Source organism: Candidatus Binatia bacterium, from assembly GCA_036563615.1.
Taxonomy (GTDB): Bacteria; Desulfobacterota; Binatia; order UBA12015; family UBA12015; genus DATCMB01.
The window spans coordinates 525,291-543,578 of the sequence record DATCMB010000022.1 but is presented as its reverse complement, the minus strand read 5'-3'; the positions used below and the strand labels follow the sequence as shown (position 1 = coordinate 543,578).

Here is an 18,288-nt window from a genome sequence, read left to right as displayed (position 1 = left end):
TTCCTCTTCTTCTCGCCGAGGGAAGCGCATGAGAGCCAGGGAGAAACTCACCAACGAGGAGAAGGTCGCGCTTGCGCTCGACGTCCTGAAGCGCGCTCGACCGCTGCACGAGATCTGCGCGTACTACCAGGTGAGCCACACGACCGCGTACAACATCCGCAACACCTTCCTCGAGGGCGGCCGTCGCGCGCTCGCGGGCGCAGACGACACCGACCACCGGCTGCGCAACCTCGAGATCGTGGTGGCGCGCCACGCAGCGATGATCGAGAAGGAGCGCTCGAAGCACGAGGTCGACGCCTCGTGAGGGATCCCGATCCCGTCCGGTGAGGTCGCTCCTCCGCCTCCTCGTCCTGCTCCTGCTGGTGGCCGCGCTCGTGCCGTGGCTGCCGCGTCTCCTGGCCGCGACCGATCCGCTGCCTCCCCGAGCCGACGCGATCTTCGTCTTCGCGGGTGACGTTCCGGATCGTCCGCGTTGTGCGGCGGAGCTGTATGCGCGCGGGCTCGCGCCGCGCGTCGTGTTCGGCGGCGGCCGGACGCTCCCCGAGCTGATCGCCGTCGAGCGGCCGATGACCGACGCGGTGGTCAACGCGACCATCGCGATGCAGAACGGGCTGCCGATCGAAGCGGCAGTCGTCCTTCCCGAGGGCACGAGCACCTGGGAGGACGCCGCGGTGCTGCGCCGCTGGGTCGAGCAGAGCGGCGCAAAGAGCATCGTCGCCGTCACCTCGCCCCTGCACTCGCGGCGCGCGCGCACGACCTTGCGTCTGACTGCCGGCGAGGCAGGCTTCGACGTCCGCGTGCACGCCTGCGGCGAGCCGCTCCCGCCGGAATCGCTGTGGTGGCTGGAGGAGCGGCCGCTGATCCAGGTCACCAACGAGACGCTGAAGCTCGCGCTCTATACCGTCCGCTACTTCGTCCCCGCCTGGCTCGGCTTCGGGCCGGTTCCCGGCAGCGAGGCCCCCGCCCGCCACACGCCATAGCGAAGCGCGTCTCCTCGCGCTTCGGCGACACCTTGCAGCGCTGCAAAGCGCGCCCGTCGACGCGGCGCGAAATCCCCGCGCCGTGCGAAGATTTTCGTCGGCCGCAAATGGCACCTCGCTTGCGATGTCGCGCGCCGCCGGTGGTCCTACGTCGTACCGCGCTGCGTCGAGCATGGAAGGTGAAATCGTCCCTGCTGTGTGACTTGCAAAATGCGGCGGTTCAGGCCACATCATCCCGGCGCATTCGACCCTCAACTCGCAAGGCAGACGCCTGCTTCAGAGGAACCGCAGATGACGCTCCACCAGCCGACGCACGGTAACCATCGCGCTCCGTTCCCTCGTGTCAGCCTCACGCTCGGCGGCCTCCTCGCGGCCGTTCTCGTCGTGGCGACGGCCGGCGCTGCACGAGCACAGATCTCGTCGAACTGGCTCGACTACACGGCGATCGCGAAAAACAAGCTGGAGATCACCAGCAACCTGCTGCTGCAGGGGAACTTCGCCGTCACCGAGCCGGGTGGACGCCTGCACGTCGGGCTCAACACCGAGCAGGACGCCTCGATGCCCGACTCGTACTTCGCGTCCGACGAGGTCGAGCTCGAGAACAACGCGGTGGCGAACAACGTCTACGCGAACAAGGTCAAGCTCGACGGCAACGCGGCGGTGCGCGGCGTGATCGCCAACGTGGCGCTGCCGCTGAGCATCAACGTTCCCGACCTGCCGCCGGACGTCGATGATCCCTGCACCGACAACGCGCCGAACCTGACCATCACCGCGCCGAACTCGCCGCGCACGCTGCAGCCCGGCTGCTACGGCAGCGTGATCATCGACCATCACGCCGAGGTCCTGCTGGCGGGCGGCAACTACATCTTCCGCCGCCTCCGGGTCGAGCGCGAGGCGCAGCTCTTGGCGCTCGCGCCGAGCACGGTGAGCGTGCAGATGATGCTCACCACGCAGATCGACGCGCAGGTGATGCCGCTGAGCGGCAATCCCGACGACCTGGTCTTCTTCCTGAAGGACAAGAACAACCGCATCGGCAACGGCTCGGCGACGGCGCCGAAGGCGATCTTCACCGGTCGCGTGATTGCGCCGAACGATCCCAACCTCGAGTTCGGCGTGCGCCTGATCTTCACGGGTACGGCCTACGCGGACGGCATCGTGATCTTCGGCGTGCACCTGCCGCGCACCCCGACGCCCACGCCGAGCCCGACGCCCACGCCGACGCCCACGCCCACCCCGACGCCGACCCTCACCCCGACCCCGACGCCGACGCCCACCTTGACGCCGACGCCGACCGGCAGCCCGACGCCCACGCCGACCGGTGGCCCGACGCCGACACCGACGCCGACCGGCGGTCCGACGCCCACGCCGACGCCGACGGGCGGCCCGACGCCGACACCGACGCCGACCGGTGGCCCGACGCCGACGCCCACGCCGACGGGCGGCCCGACGCCCACGCCGACCGCGCCGTTCGTGCCGCCGACGGCGACGCCGACGCCCGGAGGGACGCCCACGCCTGGAGTGACGCCGACGCCGACCGTGACCGTCACGCCGATCCCGACGCCGACGTCGCCGTTCGTCCCGCCGACGCCGGACGGGTTCCGCAAGAAGCCGTGGGGGCGTATGTTCCCGTTCGTGCCGAACTCGGATCTGTCGCGCGGCGGACGGGGCGCCCCGGCCATGAAGATGCCGCTCCGGCGTCTATGAGCGACGCTGCCGGACGGCCGCAGACGCGGCCGTCCGGCGCCTTCGTCGCGGCCCCGTTCTACCCGATCCTCGACGCGGCGCCCGATCTCGACGATCCACGGCCGATCCGGGCGCTTGCCGCGCAGGTCCTACGCGCCGGCGTTCCCTGGCTGCAGCTCCGCTGCAAGGGAATGCCGGCGTCGTCGTTTCTGCGCCTCGCGCGCGGGCTGGTCGAGGACGCCGCGGCGCACGGCGCGCGTGTGATCATCAACGACCGGCTCGACGTCGCGCTCGCGAGCGGTGCGGCCGGCGTGCACCTCGGCCAGGACGACCTCCCGCTCGCCCACGCGCGCCGGATGGCGGGCTCGGGGTTCGTGATCGGCGTCTCGACGCACGACGTGGCCGAGGCGCGCGCCGCCGAAAACGGCGGCGCCGACTACATCGGCTTCGGTCCGATGTTCCCCACCGGGAGCAAGCCCGACGCTCTGTCGCGGCCGCGGACGCTCGACGAGCTGCGCGCCGTGCGCCGCGCGGTGCGGATCCCGATCGTCGCGATCGGCGGCATCGGGGAAGCGACCGCAGCCTCCGTGCTCGAGGCCGGCGCCGACGCGGTGGCGATGATCGGCGCGCTCGCGAGCGCGAGCGATCCGCTCGCGTTCACGCGCCGCATCCTGGCGCTCGGGCCGCTTCGCGGCTGAGCGTGCGCCCGTCGCGGCCGAGCGACGCGCGGCCCGCTGCGCCTCACGCCGCGGCGGGCGGACGCGCGCTCAGAGCTCCGCCTCGTCGTACTGACCGACGAGCTCGTCGTCCTCGCGCGTGCTCAGGTTCTCGAAGGTCGTGTACTCCTTGCGGAACGCGAGCTTGACGGTGCCCTGCGGACCGTTGCGCTGCTTCGCGATGATGATCTCGGCGATGCCCTCCTCGGGCGACGCCTTGTTGTAGAAGTCGTCGCGGTAGACGAAGACGATCAGGTCGGCGTCCTGCTCGATCGCGCCCGACTCGCGCAGGTCGGACATCATGGGGCGCTTGTCGGCGCGCGCCTCGACGGCACGGTTGAGCTGCGAGAGCGCGATCACCGGCACGTTCAGCTCCTTCGCGAGCGCCTTCAGCGAGCGCGAGATCAACGAGATCTCCTGCTCGCGGTTGTCGACGTCCTTGTGCGCGCGCATGAGCTGCAGGTAGTCGATGACGATCAGCGCGAGCCCGCCGTTCTTCTCGTTCTCGCGCTGCAGGCGGCGCGCCTTCGCGCGCAGCTCGAGCACCGACAGCGCCGGGGTGTCGTCGATGTAGAACGGCAGGTCAGCGAGGCGTCCCGCGGCCATGGCGAGGCGCGGGAAGTCGCGCTCGCCGAGGTAGCCGGTGCGCACCTTGGTGCCGTCGACGCGCGCCTCGCCGCACAGCATGCGCATCACCAGCGACTCCTTCGACATCTCGAGGGAGAACATCACCACCGCGCGGCCGCCGCAGTTGGCGGCGGCGTACTGCGCCATGTTGGTCGCGAGCGCGCTCTTTCCCATCGACGGGCGCCCGGCGACGATGATGAGGTCCGAGGGCTGCAGCCCCGAGGTCAGCCGGTCGAACTCGTAGAAGCCCGTCGGGACGCCGGTGACCGCCTCCTTCTTCTCGTAGAGCGCCTCGATCGTCTTGATCGACTGGACGATGATCGACTCGAGGCGCGAGTACGGCTGGCGAATCTTGCGCTGGCTGATCTCGAAGATCATGCGCTCGGCGTCGTCGAGGAACTCCGAAACGTCGCCGGTGCCGCTCGCGGCGCGCTGCGCGATGTCGTTCGACGCCTCCATCAGCGCGCGCAGGATCGCCTTGTCCTTGACGATCTGCGCGTAGAGGTCGACGTTCGCGGTCGTCGCCGTGCGCTCGACGAGCTCCGCGATCGCCGCGGCGCCGCCGACCGCCTCGAGGTCGCCTCGCCGCTTGAGGCACTCCGTCAGCGTGATGACGTCGGCGCGCTCGCGCCGGTCGTCGAGCTCGTTCAGCGCGCGGAAGATGCGCCGGTGCGCTTCGCGGTAGAAGTCGTCGGCGGTGAGGATCTCGTTGGCGCGATCGAGGGCGCGGTTGTCGAGCAGGATCGCGCCGAGCACCGCCTCTTCGGCCTCGATGCTCTGCGGCGGAACGCGGTTGCCGCCCGACGAATCACTACTCACCGCGTCTCCTCCCCGACTCTGCTCGGCGACGACGAGAACCGCCGTCTGCGACTGCGTGAAGGCAAGGCGGTATAGTCCCGCGCGACCAGCGGGGCAAGAGCGTGACGCGAGACGAAGGCGACGTGCGCACGACGTGCGCGCGATGCACGTGCATGGCGCGCGTCAGCGCTTGCCGCCGACGGCGCGCTCGATGACGCGCTCGAGCGCGCGGCGGTCTTGCTCCGTGAGATCCTCGCGCGGCAGAGCGCGCTTTCCACCGCTCGCCCCCTTCGCCGTGCTCGCGCCCGCAGCGTCTGCGGCGCGCTGCTCGACGGCGGTGGCGGTCGGCTGCGGCGGCGTCACCTCGACGCCCGCGTACGGCACGTCCGCGGGCGCGGCCGGCGCGTCCACCGGCGCGGCCGGCTGCAGGCTTCGCCCGTCGAACGCCGCCTTTGGCGCGGGCGCGTCGTTCGCGTCGGGCCCCGAGATCCAGCTCAGGGTCGCGACGAAGCCCGCGTACGCCGCGACGCCGGCGAGCGGGATCGCGAGCCACCACCACGTGTTCGTCCTACGCCGCGCCAACGCTCACCCCTCCGTCGAGCACGATCTCCCAGCCCCGCTTGCGCGCGAGCCGCCTCAGCAGCCGATCCGGATTCACGACCCGCGGGTGCCCGACGAGCTCGAGCACCGGCACGTCGGTGACCGAGTCGGTGTAGAAGAAGCTCTGCGCGAGGTCGATCCCGTTGCGCTCCGCGAACTCGCGCGCGAAGTGCACCTTGCCCGGGCCGTAGCACACCGGCGCGATCGCGCGGCCCGTGAAGCGTCCATCGACGACCTCGAGACGCGTCACCAGCAGGTGCTCGACGCCGAGGTCGCGTGCGAGCGGCTGCGCGAGGTAGCGCGTGCTGCTCGAGAGCAGCGCGATGACGTGTCCCGCGGCGCGATGACGCTCGAGGATCGCGACCATCTCGGGCACCACGTAGCGGCGCACCATGTCGCGGTACCACCGCTCGCAGAACTCCTCGATCTCGCTCTCGCGCTGCCCGGCGATCAGGCCGCTCGCGCGCTCGATGGCGCGATCGATGTCGAGCAGGTTGAGCCGGTACTGCAGCAGGTAGAACGCGGTGCGCAGCAGGTCGCGCCGTCGCGCGCGGCCGTGCTGGCGCAGGTAGCGCGCGTAGAGCGGCGCGGTGTTCACCGAGAGCAGCGTGCCGTCGATGTCGAAGAACGCGGCGACGCTCACCGGCTCCCCCTCCCCCGCTCGACGCGCGAGCGCCGATCCCCGAGCGAGCCAACGAAAACGGGCGTGCGCGGTTGCGCACGCCCGTCCCGTGACGTCCGTCGAGTGATGGTGTGCCTCAGCGCTCGACGACCATGGCGATGCCCTGACCGCCGCCGATGCACAGCGACGCGACACCGAGGTGAGCGTCGCGGTCCTGCATCGCGTGCAGCAGGGTGACGAGCACGCGGGCGCCGCTCGCGCCGATCGGATGGCCGAGCGCGATCGCGCCGCCGTTCACGTTGACCTTCTTCGGGTCGAGCTTCAGCTCGCGGAGCACGCCGAGCGACTGCGCGGCGAAGGCCTCGTTGAGCTCCCAGAGGTCGATCTCGTCCTTGCGCAGCCCGGCCTTGGCGAGCACCTTCTCGACCGCCGGCCACGGGCCCATGCCCATGATCGACGGGTCGACGCCCGCCGACGCCCAGGCGCGGATCTTGGCGAGCGGCTTGAGGCCGCGGTCCTTCGCCGCGGTGGCGCTCATCACCACCAGCGCCGCGGCGCCGTCGTTGATGCCCGACGCGTTGCCCGCGGTGACCGTGCCGTCCTTCTGGAACGCCGGCTTCAGCGCCGAGAGCTTCTCGACCGTCGTGTCGGGACGCGGGAACTCGTCGACCGCGAACTGCACGGTCTCGCCCTTCTTCTTGCCGGGCACCTCGACCGGGACGATCTCCGCGCGGAACTTGCCGGCGGCCTGCGCGGCGGCCGCGCGCGCCTGGCTCTCCGCCGCGAACTCGTCCTGCTCCTTGCGGGAGATCTCGTACTTCTTGGCGATGTTCTCGGCGGTCACGCCCATGTGGACGTAGGTGATCGGACACGACAGACCGTCGGCGATCATCGAGTCGAGCAGCTGGTCGTGGCCGAGGCGGTAGCCGAAGCGCGCCTTCTTCAGCAGGTAGGGCGCGTTCGACATGCTCTCCATGCCGCCCGCCACCGCGATGTCGTACTCGCCGGAGAGCACGCCCGCCGCGGCGTTCGCGACCGCCTTCAGGCCCGAGCCGCACGCCTTGTTGACGCCGTAGCCCGGGACCTCCTTCGGGATTCCGGCCTCGAGGTACGCGACGCGCGCGGCGTTCAGCCCGAGGCCGGCTGCGAGCACGTTGCCGAGGATGACCTCGCCGACCTCCTTGCCCTCGACGCCCGCGCGCTTGAGCGCTTCGCGGATCGCGACCGCGCCGAGCGTCGTCGCCGGCAGGCTCGAGAGCGAGCCGCCCATGGAACCGATCGCCGTGCGCGTCGCCGATACGATCACTGCTTCTGCCATGATTTCCTCCGTGGATCGGGTCGGCGCGCTGGCGCTACGCCCGTTCGAGACGGCAGCTCCGGCCGTGAAGCCTGCCGTTCAGTTTGCCACCCCATTGTACCAGTTCATACCGATGATCTGCGCTCGCCGGCTCATCCGGACGAGGCGGAACCACAGCGGCCCGGACGGGCCGTAGAGGAGCCGCGCCGCGAGCCCCAGCCGACGGAGCTTGACCCCCATCGGTGAGCGGGCGACTCGTCGTCCATAGTCTCGGAAGCCGAGGTCGTCCACCGCAAATCCAGCGACCAGGCTCTGCGCCGCGAGCTGACCGTACTGCAGCGCGAACGAGATCCCCTCGCCGAGCAGCGGATCGACGCCCGCCGCGTCGCCGACGAGCAGCACGCCGGGCCCCGAGATCGGCGCGTCCTTGTGGTGCAGCCGGATCGGGTGCGCCTTGCGCGGCGCACGATCGTCGCGCGCGCGCTCGTCGACCAGACGCGCGAGCCGCGCGCCCTCGCCGCGACGCGTGATCGAGTACGCGCCGACGTTCCAGTGCGGACGTCCCTCGATCAGGCAGGGGAAGGACCACGCGTAGCCCGCGAGCCCGAGCGGTGTGGCGCGGAAGTCGAACTCGAAGCGCGCCGGCGCCTCGCTCGCGTCGATCGGCACGTCGGCCATCACGGCGCGGGCGACGAAGCCCTCCTCGCGGCTCACGAGCGCGCGGCGCACCAGGCTGCCCGAGCCGTCGGCGCCGACCACGGCGCGCGTGCGCAGCGCTCCCGCGGTCGTCTCGAGCCGGATCGCGTCGCCCTCGCGCGCGGCGCCGAGCACCTTGACGCCCTCGCGCACCTCGACGCCACGCTCGCGGACCGCGCCGAGCAGCATCGCGTCGAGCTCGCGTCGCCGGATGATCCAGCAGCAGCCGGGCGCCGGGATCTCGATGCGCTCGCCCTTGACCTCGACGCTCGCGTGGTCGACGCGCACCGCAGGAACGTCGAGCTCGAGGCCGAGCTCGCGCAGCACGTGCAGCGTGTGCGGGATCAGGCCGCCGGCGCAGGTCTTGTCACGCGGGAACTCGGCGCGATCGAGCAGCAGGGCGCGCGACGCGAGACCCGGATCGAGCTGCGCGAGCGCGAGCGCGGTGGCGCTGCCCGCTGGCCCGCCGCCGACGATCACCAGGTCCCTGCGCTCCATAGACGCTTCGCTCGTCTCGTCGCTCGAGCGCGCTTGCGGGACGTCCGCTCAGGCGTCGCGCGGCTTTACGTTCTGCTTCACCCAGTCGATGATCTCCTGCGTCGTCGCGCCGGGCGTGAAGACCTTGGCGACGCCCATCCGGGTGAGCTCGGCGATGTCGTCCTCGGGGATGATGCCGCCGCCGAAGACCTTGATGTCGCCGGCGTTGCGCTCACGCAGGAGCTCGATCACGGCCGGGAACTGCACGAGGTGCGCGCCCGACAGGATCGACAGGCCGATGCCGTCGACGTCCTCCTGCAGGGCGGCCTCGACGATCATCTCGGGCGTCTGGTGGAGGCCGGTGTAGATCACCTCGAAGCCCGCGTCGCGCAGCGCGCGAGCGATGATCTTGGCACCGCGGTCGTGCCCGTCGAGGCCGGGCTTGGCGACGAGGATGCGAACGGGGCGGTCCATGCAACGGGGGTCCTATAACGGCGCCGTGGGCGCCTCGGCAAGTCGGGTCGTTCGGATGCTGCTGGGCTTGGCTTGGAAGCGTGACGACGAGCCGCGGCTCACACGCCGCGGAAGGTCGGGGTGCGCTTCTCAAGGAAGGCGGTCAGGCCCTCGCGGGTGTCCTCGGCGCCGAACAGGCTCGCGAACGCCTCGATCTCGACGCGCGCCGCGCTGCGCGCGTCGCTGGTCTCGGCCGCGGCCATCGCCGCCTTGGCGCGCGCGATCGCGAGCGGTGGGCGCGCCGCGAGCTCCTCGGCCCACTTGCGCGCCGCCGCGCGCAGCTCGCCCTGCGGCACCACGCGCTGGACGAGACCTGCGCGCAGCGCCTCCTCGGCCGAGAGCAGACGCCCGCTGTAGATCAGCTCGCGCGCGAGCCCGACGCCGACGCGGCGCAGGAGCCGCGCGCAGCCGCCGAAGCCCGGGATCAGGCCGAGGTTGGTCTCCGGCTGGCCGAAGCGCGCCTTCTCGCCGGCGATCGCGAGGTCGCACGCCAGCATCAGCTCGCAGCCGCCGCCGAGCGCCGCGCCCTGCACGACCGCGACCACCAGCGACGGCAGCGCCTCGAGCGCGTCGAAGGTCTCGTGACCGAGCTGCGCGAACGCGCGCGCCTCCTCGACCGACATCTGCGACATCGCCGCGATGTCGGCGCCCGAGACGAACACGCGCTCGCCGGCGCTCGCGACCAGCACGACGCGCGCCGGCTCGCGCGCAAGCGCCGCCACGGCGGCGCGCAGCTCGAGCAGCGTCGCGCGGTCGAGCGCGTTCAGCTTGTCGGCGCGGTCGATGGTGAGCTCGGCGACGTCGCCGTCGCGCTTCAGGGTGACGAGAGACATCAGTACTCCGGCTTGAAGTCGAAGTGGTGGTACGCCTCGATCCAGCGCACGGTGCGCGTGCGCGAGCGCATCACCACGGAATTGGTCGTCGCGCCGCCGCGGAAGTAGCGGACGCCCTTCAGCAGGTGTCCCTGCGTGACGCCGGTCGCGGCGAACATGACGTTGTCGCCGACCAGGTCGACCGGGCTGTAGACGCGCGACAGGTCCGAGATCCCGGCCTCGAGCAGACGTCCGCGCTCGTCCTCGTTGCGCGGCTGGAAGCGCCCCTGGAACTCGCCGCCGAGCGCCAGGATCGCGCCCGCGGCGAGCACGCCCTGCTGCGCGCCGCCGATGCCCATGACGATGTCGATGCCGCTGCCCGGCCATGCGGTCGCGATCGCCGCCGCGAGGTCGCCGTCGGCGAGGAGCTGCACGCGCGCGCCCGCCTTGCGCACCTGGTCGATCAGGCGGTCGTGCCGCGGCCGGTCGAGGATCACCACCGTCAGGTCCTCGACGTAGACGCCCTTCGCCTCGGCGAGCGCGCGGAGGTTCTCCTGCGGCGAGCGCTCGAGGCTCACCACGCCCTTGCCCTCCGGGCCGACGGCGAGCTTGTCCATGTACGTCTCGGGGCAAGCCAGAATGCGTCCGCGCTCGGAGATCAGGATGATCGACAGCGCGTTCGCGCCGCCCGTCGCGCACACCGTCGCGCCCTCGAGCGCGTCGACCGCGACGTCGATCTTCTCCCCGCCCGCGCCGATGCGCTCGCCGACGTACAGGCTCTCGACCTCGCCCTCGCGTCCCTCGCCGATCGCGACCACCGCGTCGACGTCGATCGCGTCGAACGCGCGGCGCATGGCGGCCACCGCGGCGCGATCGACGGCCGCCGCGTCGCCGCGGCCCATCAGACGAGCCGACTCGAGGGCGGCCGCCTCGGTGACCCGCACGACCTCGAGCGCCAGATTGCGATCCATTGCGAAGCTCAGCTCCTGTGCGCGGCCGTCAGCCGGGGTTCTCCTCGATGCGGATCGCGACCGGCTTGCCGCTGACGCTCGGCAGCTTCGCGACCCGGTCGAGCGCGCGCCGCAGGTCGCGCTCGCGGGCTTCGTGGGTGCGAATCACGATCGGCACCGGCTCGCCGCGCGAGCGCTCGCGCTGGGTGACCGACGCGATCGAGATCTTCTGCTGCCCGAGCAGGCTCGCGATCTTGCCCAGGACGCCGGGCTCGTCCTGCGCGTGCACGCGGAGGTAGTACTCGCTGACGACGTCGCCGATCGGCTTGACGCGCGCCACGCGCTGGCGCGCGATCGGGTAGCCGAGCGGCGCGAGCCGCGGACGGCCGAGCTCGCGCCGGTCGCGCGCGACGTCCATGACGTCGGCGAGCACCGCGGTCGCGGTCGGCATCATGCCGGCGCCCTGGCCGTAGTACATCGAGCGTCCGAGCGCGTCGCCGTGCAGGCAGACCGCGTTGAACGCGCCGTTCACCGCCGCCAGCGGATCCTTCGCCGGGATCATCGTCGGGTGCACGCGCGCCTCGATCGAATCGCCGTGGTCCTTCGCGATCGCGAGCAGCTTGATCGTGTAGCCGAGCTCGCGCGCATAGGCCATGTCGCTCGCGTCGAGGTCGCGGATGCCCTCGGTGTGCACGGCGTCGAGCGGGATGCGCACGCCGAAGGCGAGCTGCACGAGCAGCGTGAGCTTGTGCGCGGCGTCGATGCCGTCGACGTCGTAGGTCGGATCGGCCTCGGCGAGCCCAGCCTTCTGCGCGGCGGCGAGGACCTCGGAGAAGCTGCGCCCCTCCTCGGCCATCGTGCTGAGGATGTAGTTCGAGGTCCCGTTGACGATGCCGAACACCGCGCTGTGGCGGTCGGAGCCGAGCGCCTCGCGCAGCGTGCGGATGATCGGGATGCCGCCGCCGACGCTCGCCTCGAACGCGAAGCCGACCTGCTTCTCCTCGGCCGCAGCCAGGATCTCCGGGCCGTGGTGGGCGAGCAGCGCCTTGTTCGCCGTCACCACCGCCTTGCCGTTGCGGATCGCCTCGAGGACGAAGCTGCGCGCGGGCTCGAGCCCGCCCATCAGCTCGACGACGATGTCGACCGACGGATCGGAGAGCACCTCGCGCGTGCGGTTGGTGAGCAGCGCGCGCGGCACCTGGACCTCGCGCTTGCGGGTCAGGTCGATGTCGGCGACGCGCAAGAGCCGCAGACGCGCGCCGAGGCGCGCCGCGATCTCGTGCTCGCGGTCGCGCATCAGCTTGATCAGCCCGGAGCCGATCGTCCCCCAGCCGATCAGCGCGACCCGGACCTCGTCGGTCGCGGCGCGCGGCCGGAGCGGCTTCTCGATGGTCGCGGCTGCCGAGGCGCCGCGTCTGCCGACGCGCCGCGCATCGGTCAGGCGCTCGGCGCCGGCAGCCCTACCCTTCACGCCGACCGCTCGCTTGCACGCGGCGCAGCGCCGGCTTGCCCTCGGCGGCGTCCTGGATCCCGCCCGCGTCGCGACGTGCGGGCCGCGCCGGACGCGGCGCCGACGAGCCGAGCGACAGCGCCTTCCGGATGCCGCGCACCGCCTGACGGATGCGGTGCTCGTTCTCGATCAGCGCCATGCGGACGTAGTTGTCGCCGTACTCGCCGAAGCCGATGCCCGGCGACACCGCGACCTTGGCCTCCTTGAGCAGGAACTTCGAGAACTCGATCGAGCCCATGTGCTTGAACTCGTCCGGGATCTCCGCCCAGACGAACATCGTGGCCTTCGGCCGCGGGACGTTCCAGCCGGCGCGGGTGAGGCCGTCGCACAGCGCGTTGCGGCGCAGGCGGTAGACCTCGCGGATCTCGTCGACGCAGTCCTGCGGTCCGTTGAGCGCCGCGATCGCGGCGATCTGCACGGGCTGGAAGATGCCGTAGTCGAGGTAGCTCTTCATGCGCGACAGCGCGGCGATGATCTCCGCGTTGCCGACCGCGAAGCCGACGCGCCAGCCGGGCATGCTGTAGCTCTTCGACAGCGTGAAGAACTCGACGCCGATGTCCTTCGCGCCGGGCACCTGCAGGAAGCTCGGCGGCTCGTAGCCGTCGAACACGAGGTCCGCGTAGGCGAGGTCGTGGACGACGAGCATCTCGTGCTCGCGCGCGAACTCGACGATGCGCTCGAAGAACGCGAAGTCGACGACCTCGGTGGTCGGGTTGTGCGGGAAGTTGAGGATCAGGAGCTTCGGCTTGGGCCAGGTCTGACGCGTCGCCTCGACCAGGTTCGCGAAGAAGTCCTGTCCGGGGACGAGCGGCACCGAGCGCAGGTCGCCGCCCGCGATGATCACCGAGTACTGGTGGATCGGATAGGTCGGCGTCGGACAGAGCACGACGTCACCCGCACCGAGCATGGCGAGCGCGAGGTGGGCGATGCCCTCCTTCGAGCCGATGGTGACGATCGCCTCGCGGTCGGCGTCGAGCTCGACCCCGTAGCGCCGACGGTACCAGTCGCAGATCGCGAGCCGGAGCTTGTAGATGCCGCGCGAGACCGAGTAGCGGTGGTTGGCCGGCTTCTGGGCCGCCTCGACGAGCTTCGCCACGATGTGCGGCGGCGTCGGGTGGTCGGGGTTCCCCATGCCGAGGTCGATGATGTCCTCGCCGCGAGCTCGCGCGGCCACCTTGAGGTCCCCGACGACGTTGAACACGTACGGCGGTAGCCGCTTGATCCGCGGAAATTCCATGGGCCCTCCTGGGCGAACTTCGTTAGCACAACGTTTACGGACCCGGAATGGCACGACGCGCCGTTCTTCGATCGTCGCGACGACGAGGCCGCCTGCCCGGAGCGAAACCGTCTGCTAGCCTCGCCGGCTGCGGACCCGCTGGCCGATGAGCTCCACGCCCCCCGCGCCGTTGCGCTTTCTCTACCGCCGGATCCCGGCCCTCGATTCTCTGCGGCACTACACGCTGTCGGACGCCCGGGCCGACGTGCTCGCGGGCCTGTCGGTCGCCGCCGTCGCCCTGCCGCAGGCGATGGCCTACGCCATGATCGCCGGCCTGCCCGCGGAGCACGGGCTCTACACCGCGATCGTCATGACCGCGGTCGGCGCGGTGTTCGACTCCTCGAAGCAGCTCATCAACGGGCCGACCAACGCGGTGTCGATCGCGCTGCTGAGCGCGATCAGCTTCGTCGCGGGACGCGCCGACCCCCTCGAAGCCACGGTGCTGGTCGCCTTCCTGGTCGGCGCGATCCAGCTCGGCATCAGCTTCCTGCGCCTCGGCGACCTGACGCGCTACATCTCGCACTCGGTCATCGTCGGCTTCACGGCCGGCGCGAGCGTGCTCCTGGTCCTCGACCAGACGAAGAATTTGCTTGGCCTGCGAGCCGCCGGCGCCGCCCACGACCACTTCCTGGTCCGCTTCTGGGAGACGCTGGTCCACGGCGGCGGCGTGCACGGCTTGACGCTCGCGTTCGGGCTCGGCTCGATCGCGGCAATCCTTCTGCTGCGCTGGTTCAAGGCGCGGGTCGACTGGCCGCTGCTGCCGGAATTTCTGGTGGTGATCATCGCCGCGGCGGCGCTCACCGCGATCTTCCGCTTCGACGAGGCCGGTCTTGCGGTGGTCGGCGACATCCCAGCGAAGCTCCCTTCGCCGCAGTGGCCGGTGTGGGACTTCCACCTGATGCGCGAGCTCTCGAGCAGCGCGCTCGCGATCGCGGTCCTGGGTCTGCTCGAAGCGATCGCGATGGCGAAGGCGATCGCCGCGAAGACCGGACAAAAGCTCGACTTGAACCAGCAGTGCCTGAGCGAGGGCTTCGCGAACTTCGCCGCCAGCTTCTTCCAGTGCATGCCGGGCTCGGGCTCGCTCACGCGCTCGGCGGTGAACCAGCAGGCGGGCGCGCGCACGCAGTGGTCGGGTGTCGTCTCGGCGCTCGCGATCGCGCTCATCATGATGCTGTTCGCGCCCTATGCGCGCTTCATCCCGCGCTCGGCGCTGGCGGGGCTGCTCATGGTGACCGCGATGCGCATGGTCAATCCGCACGACCTGCGCTACCACCTGCGCGCCTCGCGTTTCGATGCCGCGATCGTGATCGTCACCGCGGTGTCGGCGATCGCGATCTCGATCGAGTTCTGCATCCTGATCGGCGTCTTTTTGTCGTTCATGCTGACCGTGCCGCGCACGGGGCAAATGCTGCTCACCGAGTTCGTGATCGCGCCGAACGGGCTGATCCACGAGCGCCTCGCGTCGGACCGCGCCTGCGACCGTCTGATGATCTTCGGCCTCGAGGGCGAGATGTACTTCGGCTCGAGCGTCAGCCTCGAGCAGCACCTCGAGGCCATCGAGGCGCGCATCACGCCCGAGACGCGGGTCGTGGTGCTGCGCGTCAAGCGTGCACGCAACCCCGACGCGGTGGGCATGGCGATCCTCGACCGCTGGACCGATCGGGTCCGGGCTCGCGGCGTCGACGTGGTGCTGTGCGGCGTGCGGCTCGGGATGCACGAGTGCATGACGCGCTGCGGTCTCGCCGCGAAGCTCGGCGAGGAGAACGTCTTCCTCGAGCAGCCGGTGCGGCAGACGAGCACGATGCTCGCCGTGCGCCACGCGTACGAGCGCATCCGGGATCGCTGCGCGACCTGCCCGCGGCGCGAGATCGTCGCTCTCGAGCGCGGCCTCACCTACCAGATCTGAGCCGCGCGGATTCCCCCTCCCGAGCGAGCGGACGCGCCCTCGTTTTCGGGTTTCGAGACGCCGTTTTGGGGCGTCCGAACCTGCCGCGAAAAGTCTCGACGCGCGACCCACCGTCTGCTATGCGAAGGGGGCCTCGGACGAACCTTGTCCGAGCGCGAGGCTGCGCTGAAGCGTTCGCCGGATCACGGCGCCAGCACGAGTCGAGCTGGCGTGGTCCCCCCGGCGGGCGGCCAACCCCTCGAAATCCCGTTTCGGTGCGCGCGGCAGTGATGCCGCTCGGCCGGTGATTGGTAAGGAGGCGAACGGTCGTGTTGTCGGATCCATCCTCTCGGCGCAGGTGTGTGTCGTCGGCCGCCCGCGCCGGCCAGCGTCTGCTGGCCGCGTTCTTGACGGTGCTCTCCACGCTGGCTCTCGCCGGCGTGGCCTACGCGGACGAATCGCGAATCGTCCTGCCGGACTTCAGCTCCGTCGACTTCCTCGGCGGCGTGAACGGACACAACGTCCTGCTGGTCGGCATGCTGATCAGCTTGATCGGCTTCGTGTTCGGGATCGTGATGTACGGACAGATTCAGAAGCTGCCCGTACACCGCGCGATGCGCGAGATCTCCGAGCTGATCTACGAGACGTGCAAGACGTACCTGATCACGCAGATCAAGTTCATCTTGCTGCTCGAGGTCTTCATCGGCGTCATCATCGTCGCCTACTTCGGGTGGCTGCGCGACCTCGAAGCCTCCAAGGTCATCACGATCCTGATCTTCAGCTTGATCGGCATCGCCGGTAGCTGCGGCGTCGCGTGGTTCGGCATCCGCATCAACACCTTCGCGAACTCGCGCGCTGCGTTCGCCGCGCTGCAGGGCAAGCCGTTCCCGACCTACGAGATCCCGCTCAAGGCCGGCATGAGCATCGGCATGGTGCTGATCAGCACCGAGCTGCTGATCATGCTCGTGATCCTGCTCTTCGTCCCCGCCGAGAGCGCCGGCCCCTGCTTCATCGGGTTCGCGATCGGCGAGTCGCTCGGCGCGTCGGCGCTGCGCATCGCGGGCGGCATCTTCACCAAGATCGCCGACATCGGCTCCGACCTGATGAAGATCGTCTTCAACATCAAGGAAGACGACGCGCGTAACCCCGGCGTGATCGCCGACTGCACGGGCGACAACGCGGGCGACTCGGTCGGTCCGTCGGCGGACGGCTTCGAGACCTACGGCGTCACGGGCGTCGCGCTCATCACCTTCATCGTGCTCGCGATCGCGCACGAGCCGGTGGTGCAGGTCCAGCTGCTGGTCTGGATCTTCGCGATGCGCATCGTGATGGTGCTCGCGAGCGGCGCGTCGTACCTGATCAACGAGTCGATCCAGAAGTCGCGCTACGGCAACGCCGACAAGATGAACTTCGAGCAGCCGCTCACCTTCCTGGTGTGGCTGACCTCGATCGTCAGCGTGGTGCTCACCTACGTCGTGTCGGCCATCCTGATCCCGGAGATCAACGGCAACACCTCGCTGTGGTGGATCCTGTCGACCATCATCAGCTGCGGCACGCTCGCCGGCGCGATCATCCCCGAGGCGATCAAGATCTTCACCTCGACCGAGTCGGCGCACGTCAAGGAAGTCGTGGTGTCGTCCCGTGAGGGCGGCGCGTCGCTGAACGTGCTCTCCGGTCTCGTCGCGGGCAACTTCAGCGGCTACTGGATGGGCCTCGTGATCGCCGGCCTGATGGCGATCGCCTACCTGGTCGCCTACGACGGGCTCGCCCCGCTCTTCCTCGAGAAGGCAGCGCACGTCGCAGCGCCGGTGTTCGCCTTCGGCCTCGTCGCCTTCGGCTTCCTCGGCATGGGCCCGGTGACCATCGCCGTCGACTCGTACGGTCCGGTGACGGACAACGCGCAGTCGGTGTACGAGCTCAGCGTCATCGAGACCCTGCCCAACGTGAAGCAGGAGGTGAAGCGCGAGTTCGGCTTCGAGCCCAACTTCGACCGCGCCAAGCACTACCTCGAGGAGAACGACGGCGCCGGCAACACCTTCAAGGCGACGGCGAAGCCGGTGCTGATCGGCACCGCGGTCGTCGGCGCCACGACGATGATCTTCTCGATCATCATGGTGCTGACCAACGGTCTGCAGGACACGGCGCGCGTCGCGCAGCTCTCGATCCTGAACGCGCCCTTCCTGCTCGGCATGATCGTCGGCGGTGCGGTGATCTACTGGTTCACCGGCGCGACCATCCAGGCGGTCGTGACCGGCGCCTACCGAGCCGTCGAGTTCATCAAGCGCAACATCAAGCTCGAGGGCACCGAGAAGGCGTCGATCCAGGATTCGAAGCGGGTCGTCGAGATCTGCACCCAGTACGCCCAGAAGGGCATGCTGAACATCTTCTTGACGGTGTTCTTCTCGACCCTCGCGTTCGCCTGCCTCGATCCGTTCTTCTTCGTCGGCTACCTGATCTCGATCGCGATCTTCGGCCTCTACCAGGCGCTGTTCATGGCGAACGCCGGCGGCGCGTGGGACAACGCGAAGAAGCTCGTCGAGGTGGAGCTCAAGGAGAAGGGCACCGAGCTACACGCCGCGACCGTGGTCGGCGACACCGTCGGCGATCCGTTCAAGGACACGTCGTCGGTGGCGATGAACCCGGTCATCAAGTTCACCACGCTGTTCGGCCTTCTCGCCGTGCAGCTCGCCCTCGAGATGAACGCGACCACGAGCCACCTGTTCGCCGCGGGCTTCTTCGTGGTCTCGCTGTTCTTCGCGCACCGCTCGTTCTACGGCATGCGCATCGAGTCGGATAAGGCTGCCGCCACGTCGCACGCAGCGCGGGCGGCGTAAGGCACCACCCAC

General features: G+C 70.1%; 16 protein-coding genes. 6 read left to right on the top strand and 10 right to left on the bottom strand.

Annotated elements, in window-relative coordinates:
• Window positions 1–28: 28 nt before the first annotated feature.
• The 4 genes from VIS07_20950 (at window position 29) to thiE (ending at window position 3,361) form a co-directional block, all read left to right on the top strand.
• The gene (locus VIS07_20950; GenBank protein HEY8517988.1) at window positions 29–304 is read left to right on the top strand and encodes a hypothetical protein; all 276 of its coding nucleotides are present in this window, start codon (window positions 29–31) and stop codon (window positions 302–304) included.
• A 19-nt stretch (window positions 305–323) separates the two neighbouring features.
• Window positions 324–980 (top strand): YdcF family protein, encoded by a 657-nt coding sequence (locus tag VIS07_20945; protein HEY8517987.1) that lies wholly within the window; start codon window positions 324–326, stop codon window positions 978–980.
• Between the two features lie 291 nt (window positions 981–1,271).
• The gene (locus tag VIS07_20940) at window positions 1,272–2,684 is read left to right on the top strand and encodes a hypothetical protein (protein HEY8517986.1); all 1,413 of its coding nucleotides are present in this window, start codon (window positions 1,272–1,274) and stop codon (window positions 2,682–2,684) included.
• Window positions 2,681–3,361, top strand: a complete 681-nt coding sequence (thiE, locus tag VIS07_20935; GenBank protein ID HEY8517985.1) for a thiamine phosphate synthase — start codon at window positions 2,681–2,683, stop codon at window positions 3,359–3,361. The genes VIS07_20940 and thiE overlap by 4 nt, the downstream gene beginning before the upstream one ends.
• A 69-nt stretch (window positions 3,362–3,430) precedes the next feature.
• Here the strand turns inward: thiE and dnaB are convergent, their stop codons facing one another.
• The 10 genes from dnaB to alaC all read right to left on the bottom strand — a co-directional run bounded on the left by dnaB (window position 3,431) and on the right by alaC (window position 13,518).
• On the bottom strand, window positions 3,431–4,825 hold the full coding sequence (gene dnaB, locus VIS07_20930; GenBank protein ID HEY8517984.1) for a replicative DNA helicase: 1,395 nt from the start codon (window positions 4,823–4,825) through the stop codon (window positions 3,431–3,433).
• A gap of 162 nt (window positions 4,826–4,987) precedes the next feature.
• A complete protein-coding gene (locus VIS07_20925; GenBank protein HEY8517983.1) occupies window positions 4,988–5,386 on the bottom strand; it encodes a hypothetical protein in 399 nt (132 codons plus the stop codon).
• On the bottom strand, window positions 5,373–6,047 hold the full coding sequence (locus VIS07_20920; protein ID HEY8517982.1) for an HAD family hydrolase: 675 nt from the start codon (window positions 6,045–6,047) through the stop codon (window positions 5,373–5,375). Before VIS07_20920 ends, VIS07_20925 begins: the two co-directional genes overlap by 14 nt.
• Before the next feature lie 115 nt (window positions 6,048–6,162).
• Window positions 6,163–7,344, bottom strand: a complete 1,182-nt coding sequence (locus tag VIS07_20915; protein HEY8517981.1) for an acetyl-CoA C-acetyltransferase — start codon at window positions 7,342–7,344, stop codon at window positions 6,163–6,165.
• Window positions 7,345–7,422: 78 nt separating this feature from the next.
• The gene (locus VIS07_20910; GenBank protein HEY8517980.1) at window positions 7,423–8,517 is read right to left on the bottom strand and encodes an NAD(P)/FAD-dependent oxidoreductase; all 1,095 of its coding nucleotides are present in this window, start codon (window positions 8,515–8,517) and stop codon (window positions 7,423–7,425) included.
• A gap of 48 nt (window positions 8,518–8,565) precedes the next feature.
• Window positions 8,566–8,970 carry a cobalamin B12-binding domain-containing protein gene (locus VIS07_20905; protein HEY8517979.1) on the bottom strand — a complete coding sequence of 135 codons (405 nt, stop codon included), beginning with the start codon at window positions 8,968–8,970 and terminating at the stop codon, window positions 8,566–8,568.
• A 98-nt stretch (window positions 8,971–9,068) separates the two neighbouring features.
• Complete coding sequence (locus VIS07_20900; protein HEY8517978.1) at window positions 9,069–9,842, bottom strand: enoyl-CoA hydratase-related protein; 774 nt, start codon at window positions 9,840–9,842, stop codon at window positions 9,069–9,071.
• Window positions 9,842–10,792: a class II fructose-bisphosphatase gene (glpX, locus tag VIS07_20895; GenBank protein ID HEY8517977.1), complete on the bottom strand. Its 951-nt coding sequence runs from the start codon at window positions 10,790–10,792 to the stop codon at window positions 9,842–9,844. The genes VIS07_20900 and glpX overlap by 1 nt, the downstream gene beginning before the upstream one ends.
• Before the next feature lie 28 nt (window positions 10,793–10,820).
• A complete protein-coding gene (locus tag VIS07_20890) occupies window positions 10,821–12,242 on the bottom strand; it encodes a homoserine dehydrogenase (GenBank protein ID HEY8517976.1) in 1,422 nt (473 codons plus the stop codon).
• Window positions 12,232–13,518, bottom strand: coding sequence for an alanine transaminase (alaC, locus tag VIS07_20885; protein ID HEY8517975.1), 1,287 nt, complete (start codon window positions 13,516–13,518; stop codon window positions 12,232–12,234). Before alaC ends, VIS07_20890 begins: the two co-directional genes overlap by 11 nt.
• Window positions 13,519–13,663: 145 nt before the next feature.
• Here alaC and VIS07_20880 point away from each other — a divergent pair, with 145 nt between their 5' ends.
• Together VIS07_20880 and VIS07_20875 are read left to right on the top strand one after the other, a co-directional pair.
• Complete coding sequence (locus VIS07_20880; protein HEY8517974.1) at window positions 13,664–15,463, top strand: SulP family inorganic anion transporter; 1,800 nt, start codon at window positions 13,664–13,666, stop codon at window positions 15,461–15,463.
• A gap of 374 nt (window positions 15,464–15,837) precedes the next feature.
• Complete coding sequence (locus VIS07_20875) at window positions 15,838–18,276, top strand: sodium-translocating pyrophosphatase (protein ID HEY8517973.1); 2,439 nt, start codon at window positions 15,838–15,840, stop codon at window positions 18,274–18,276.
• Window positions 18,277–18,288: the final 12 nt, after the last annotated feature.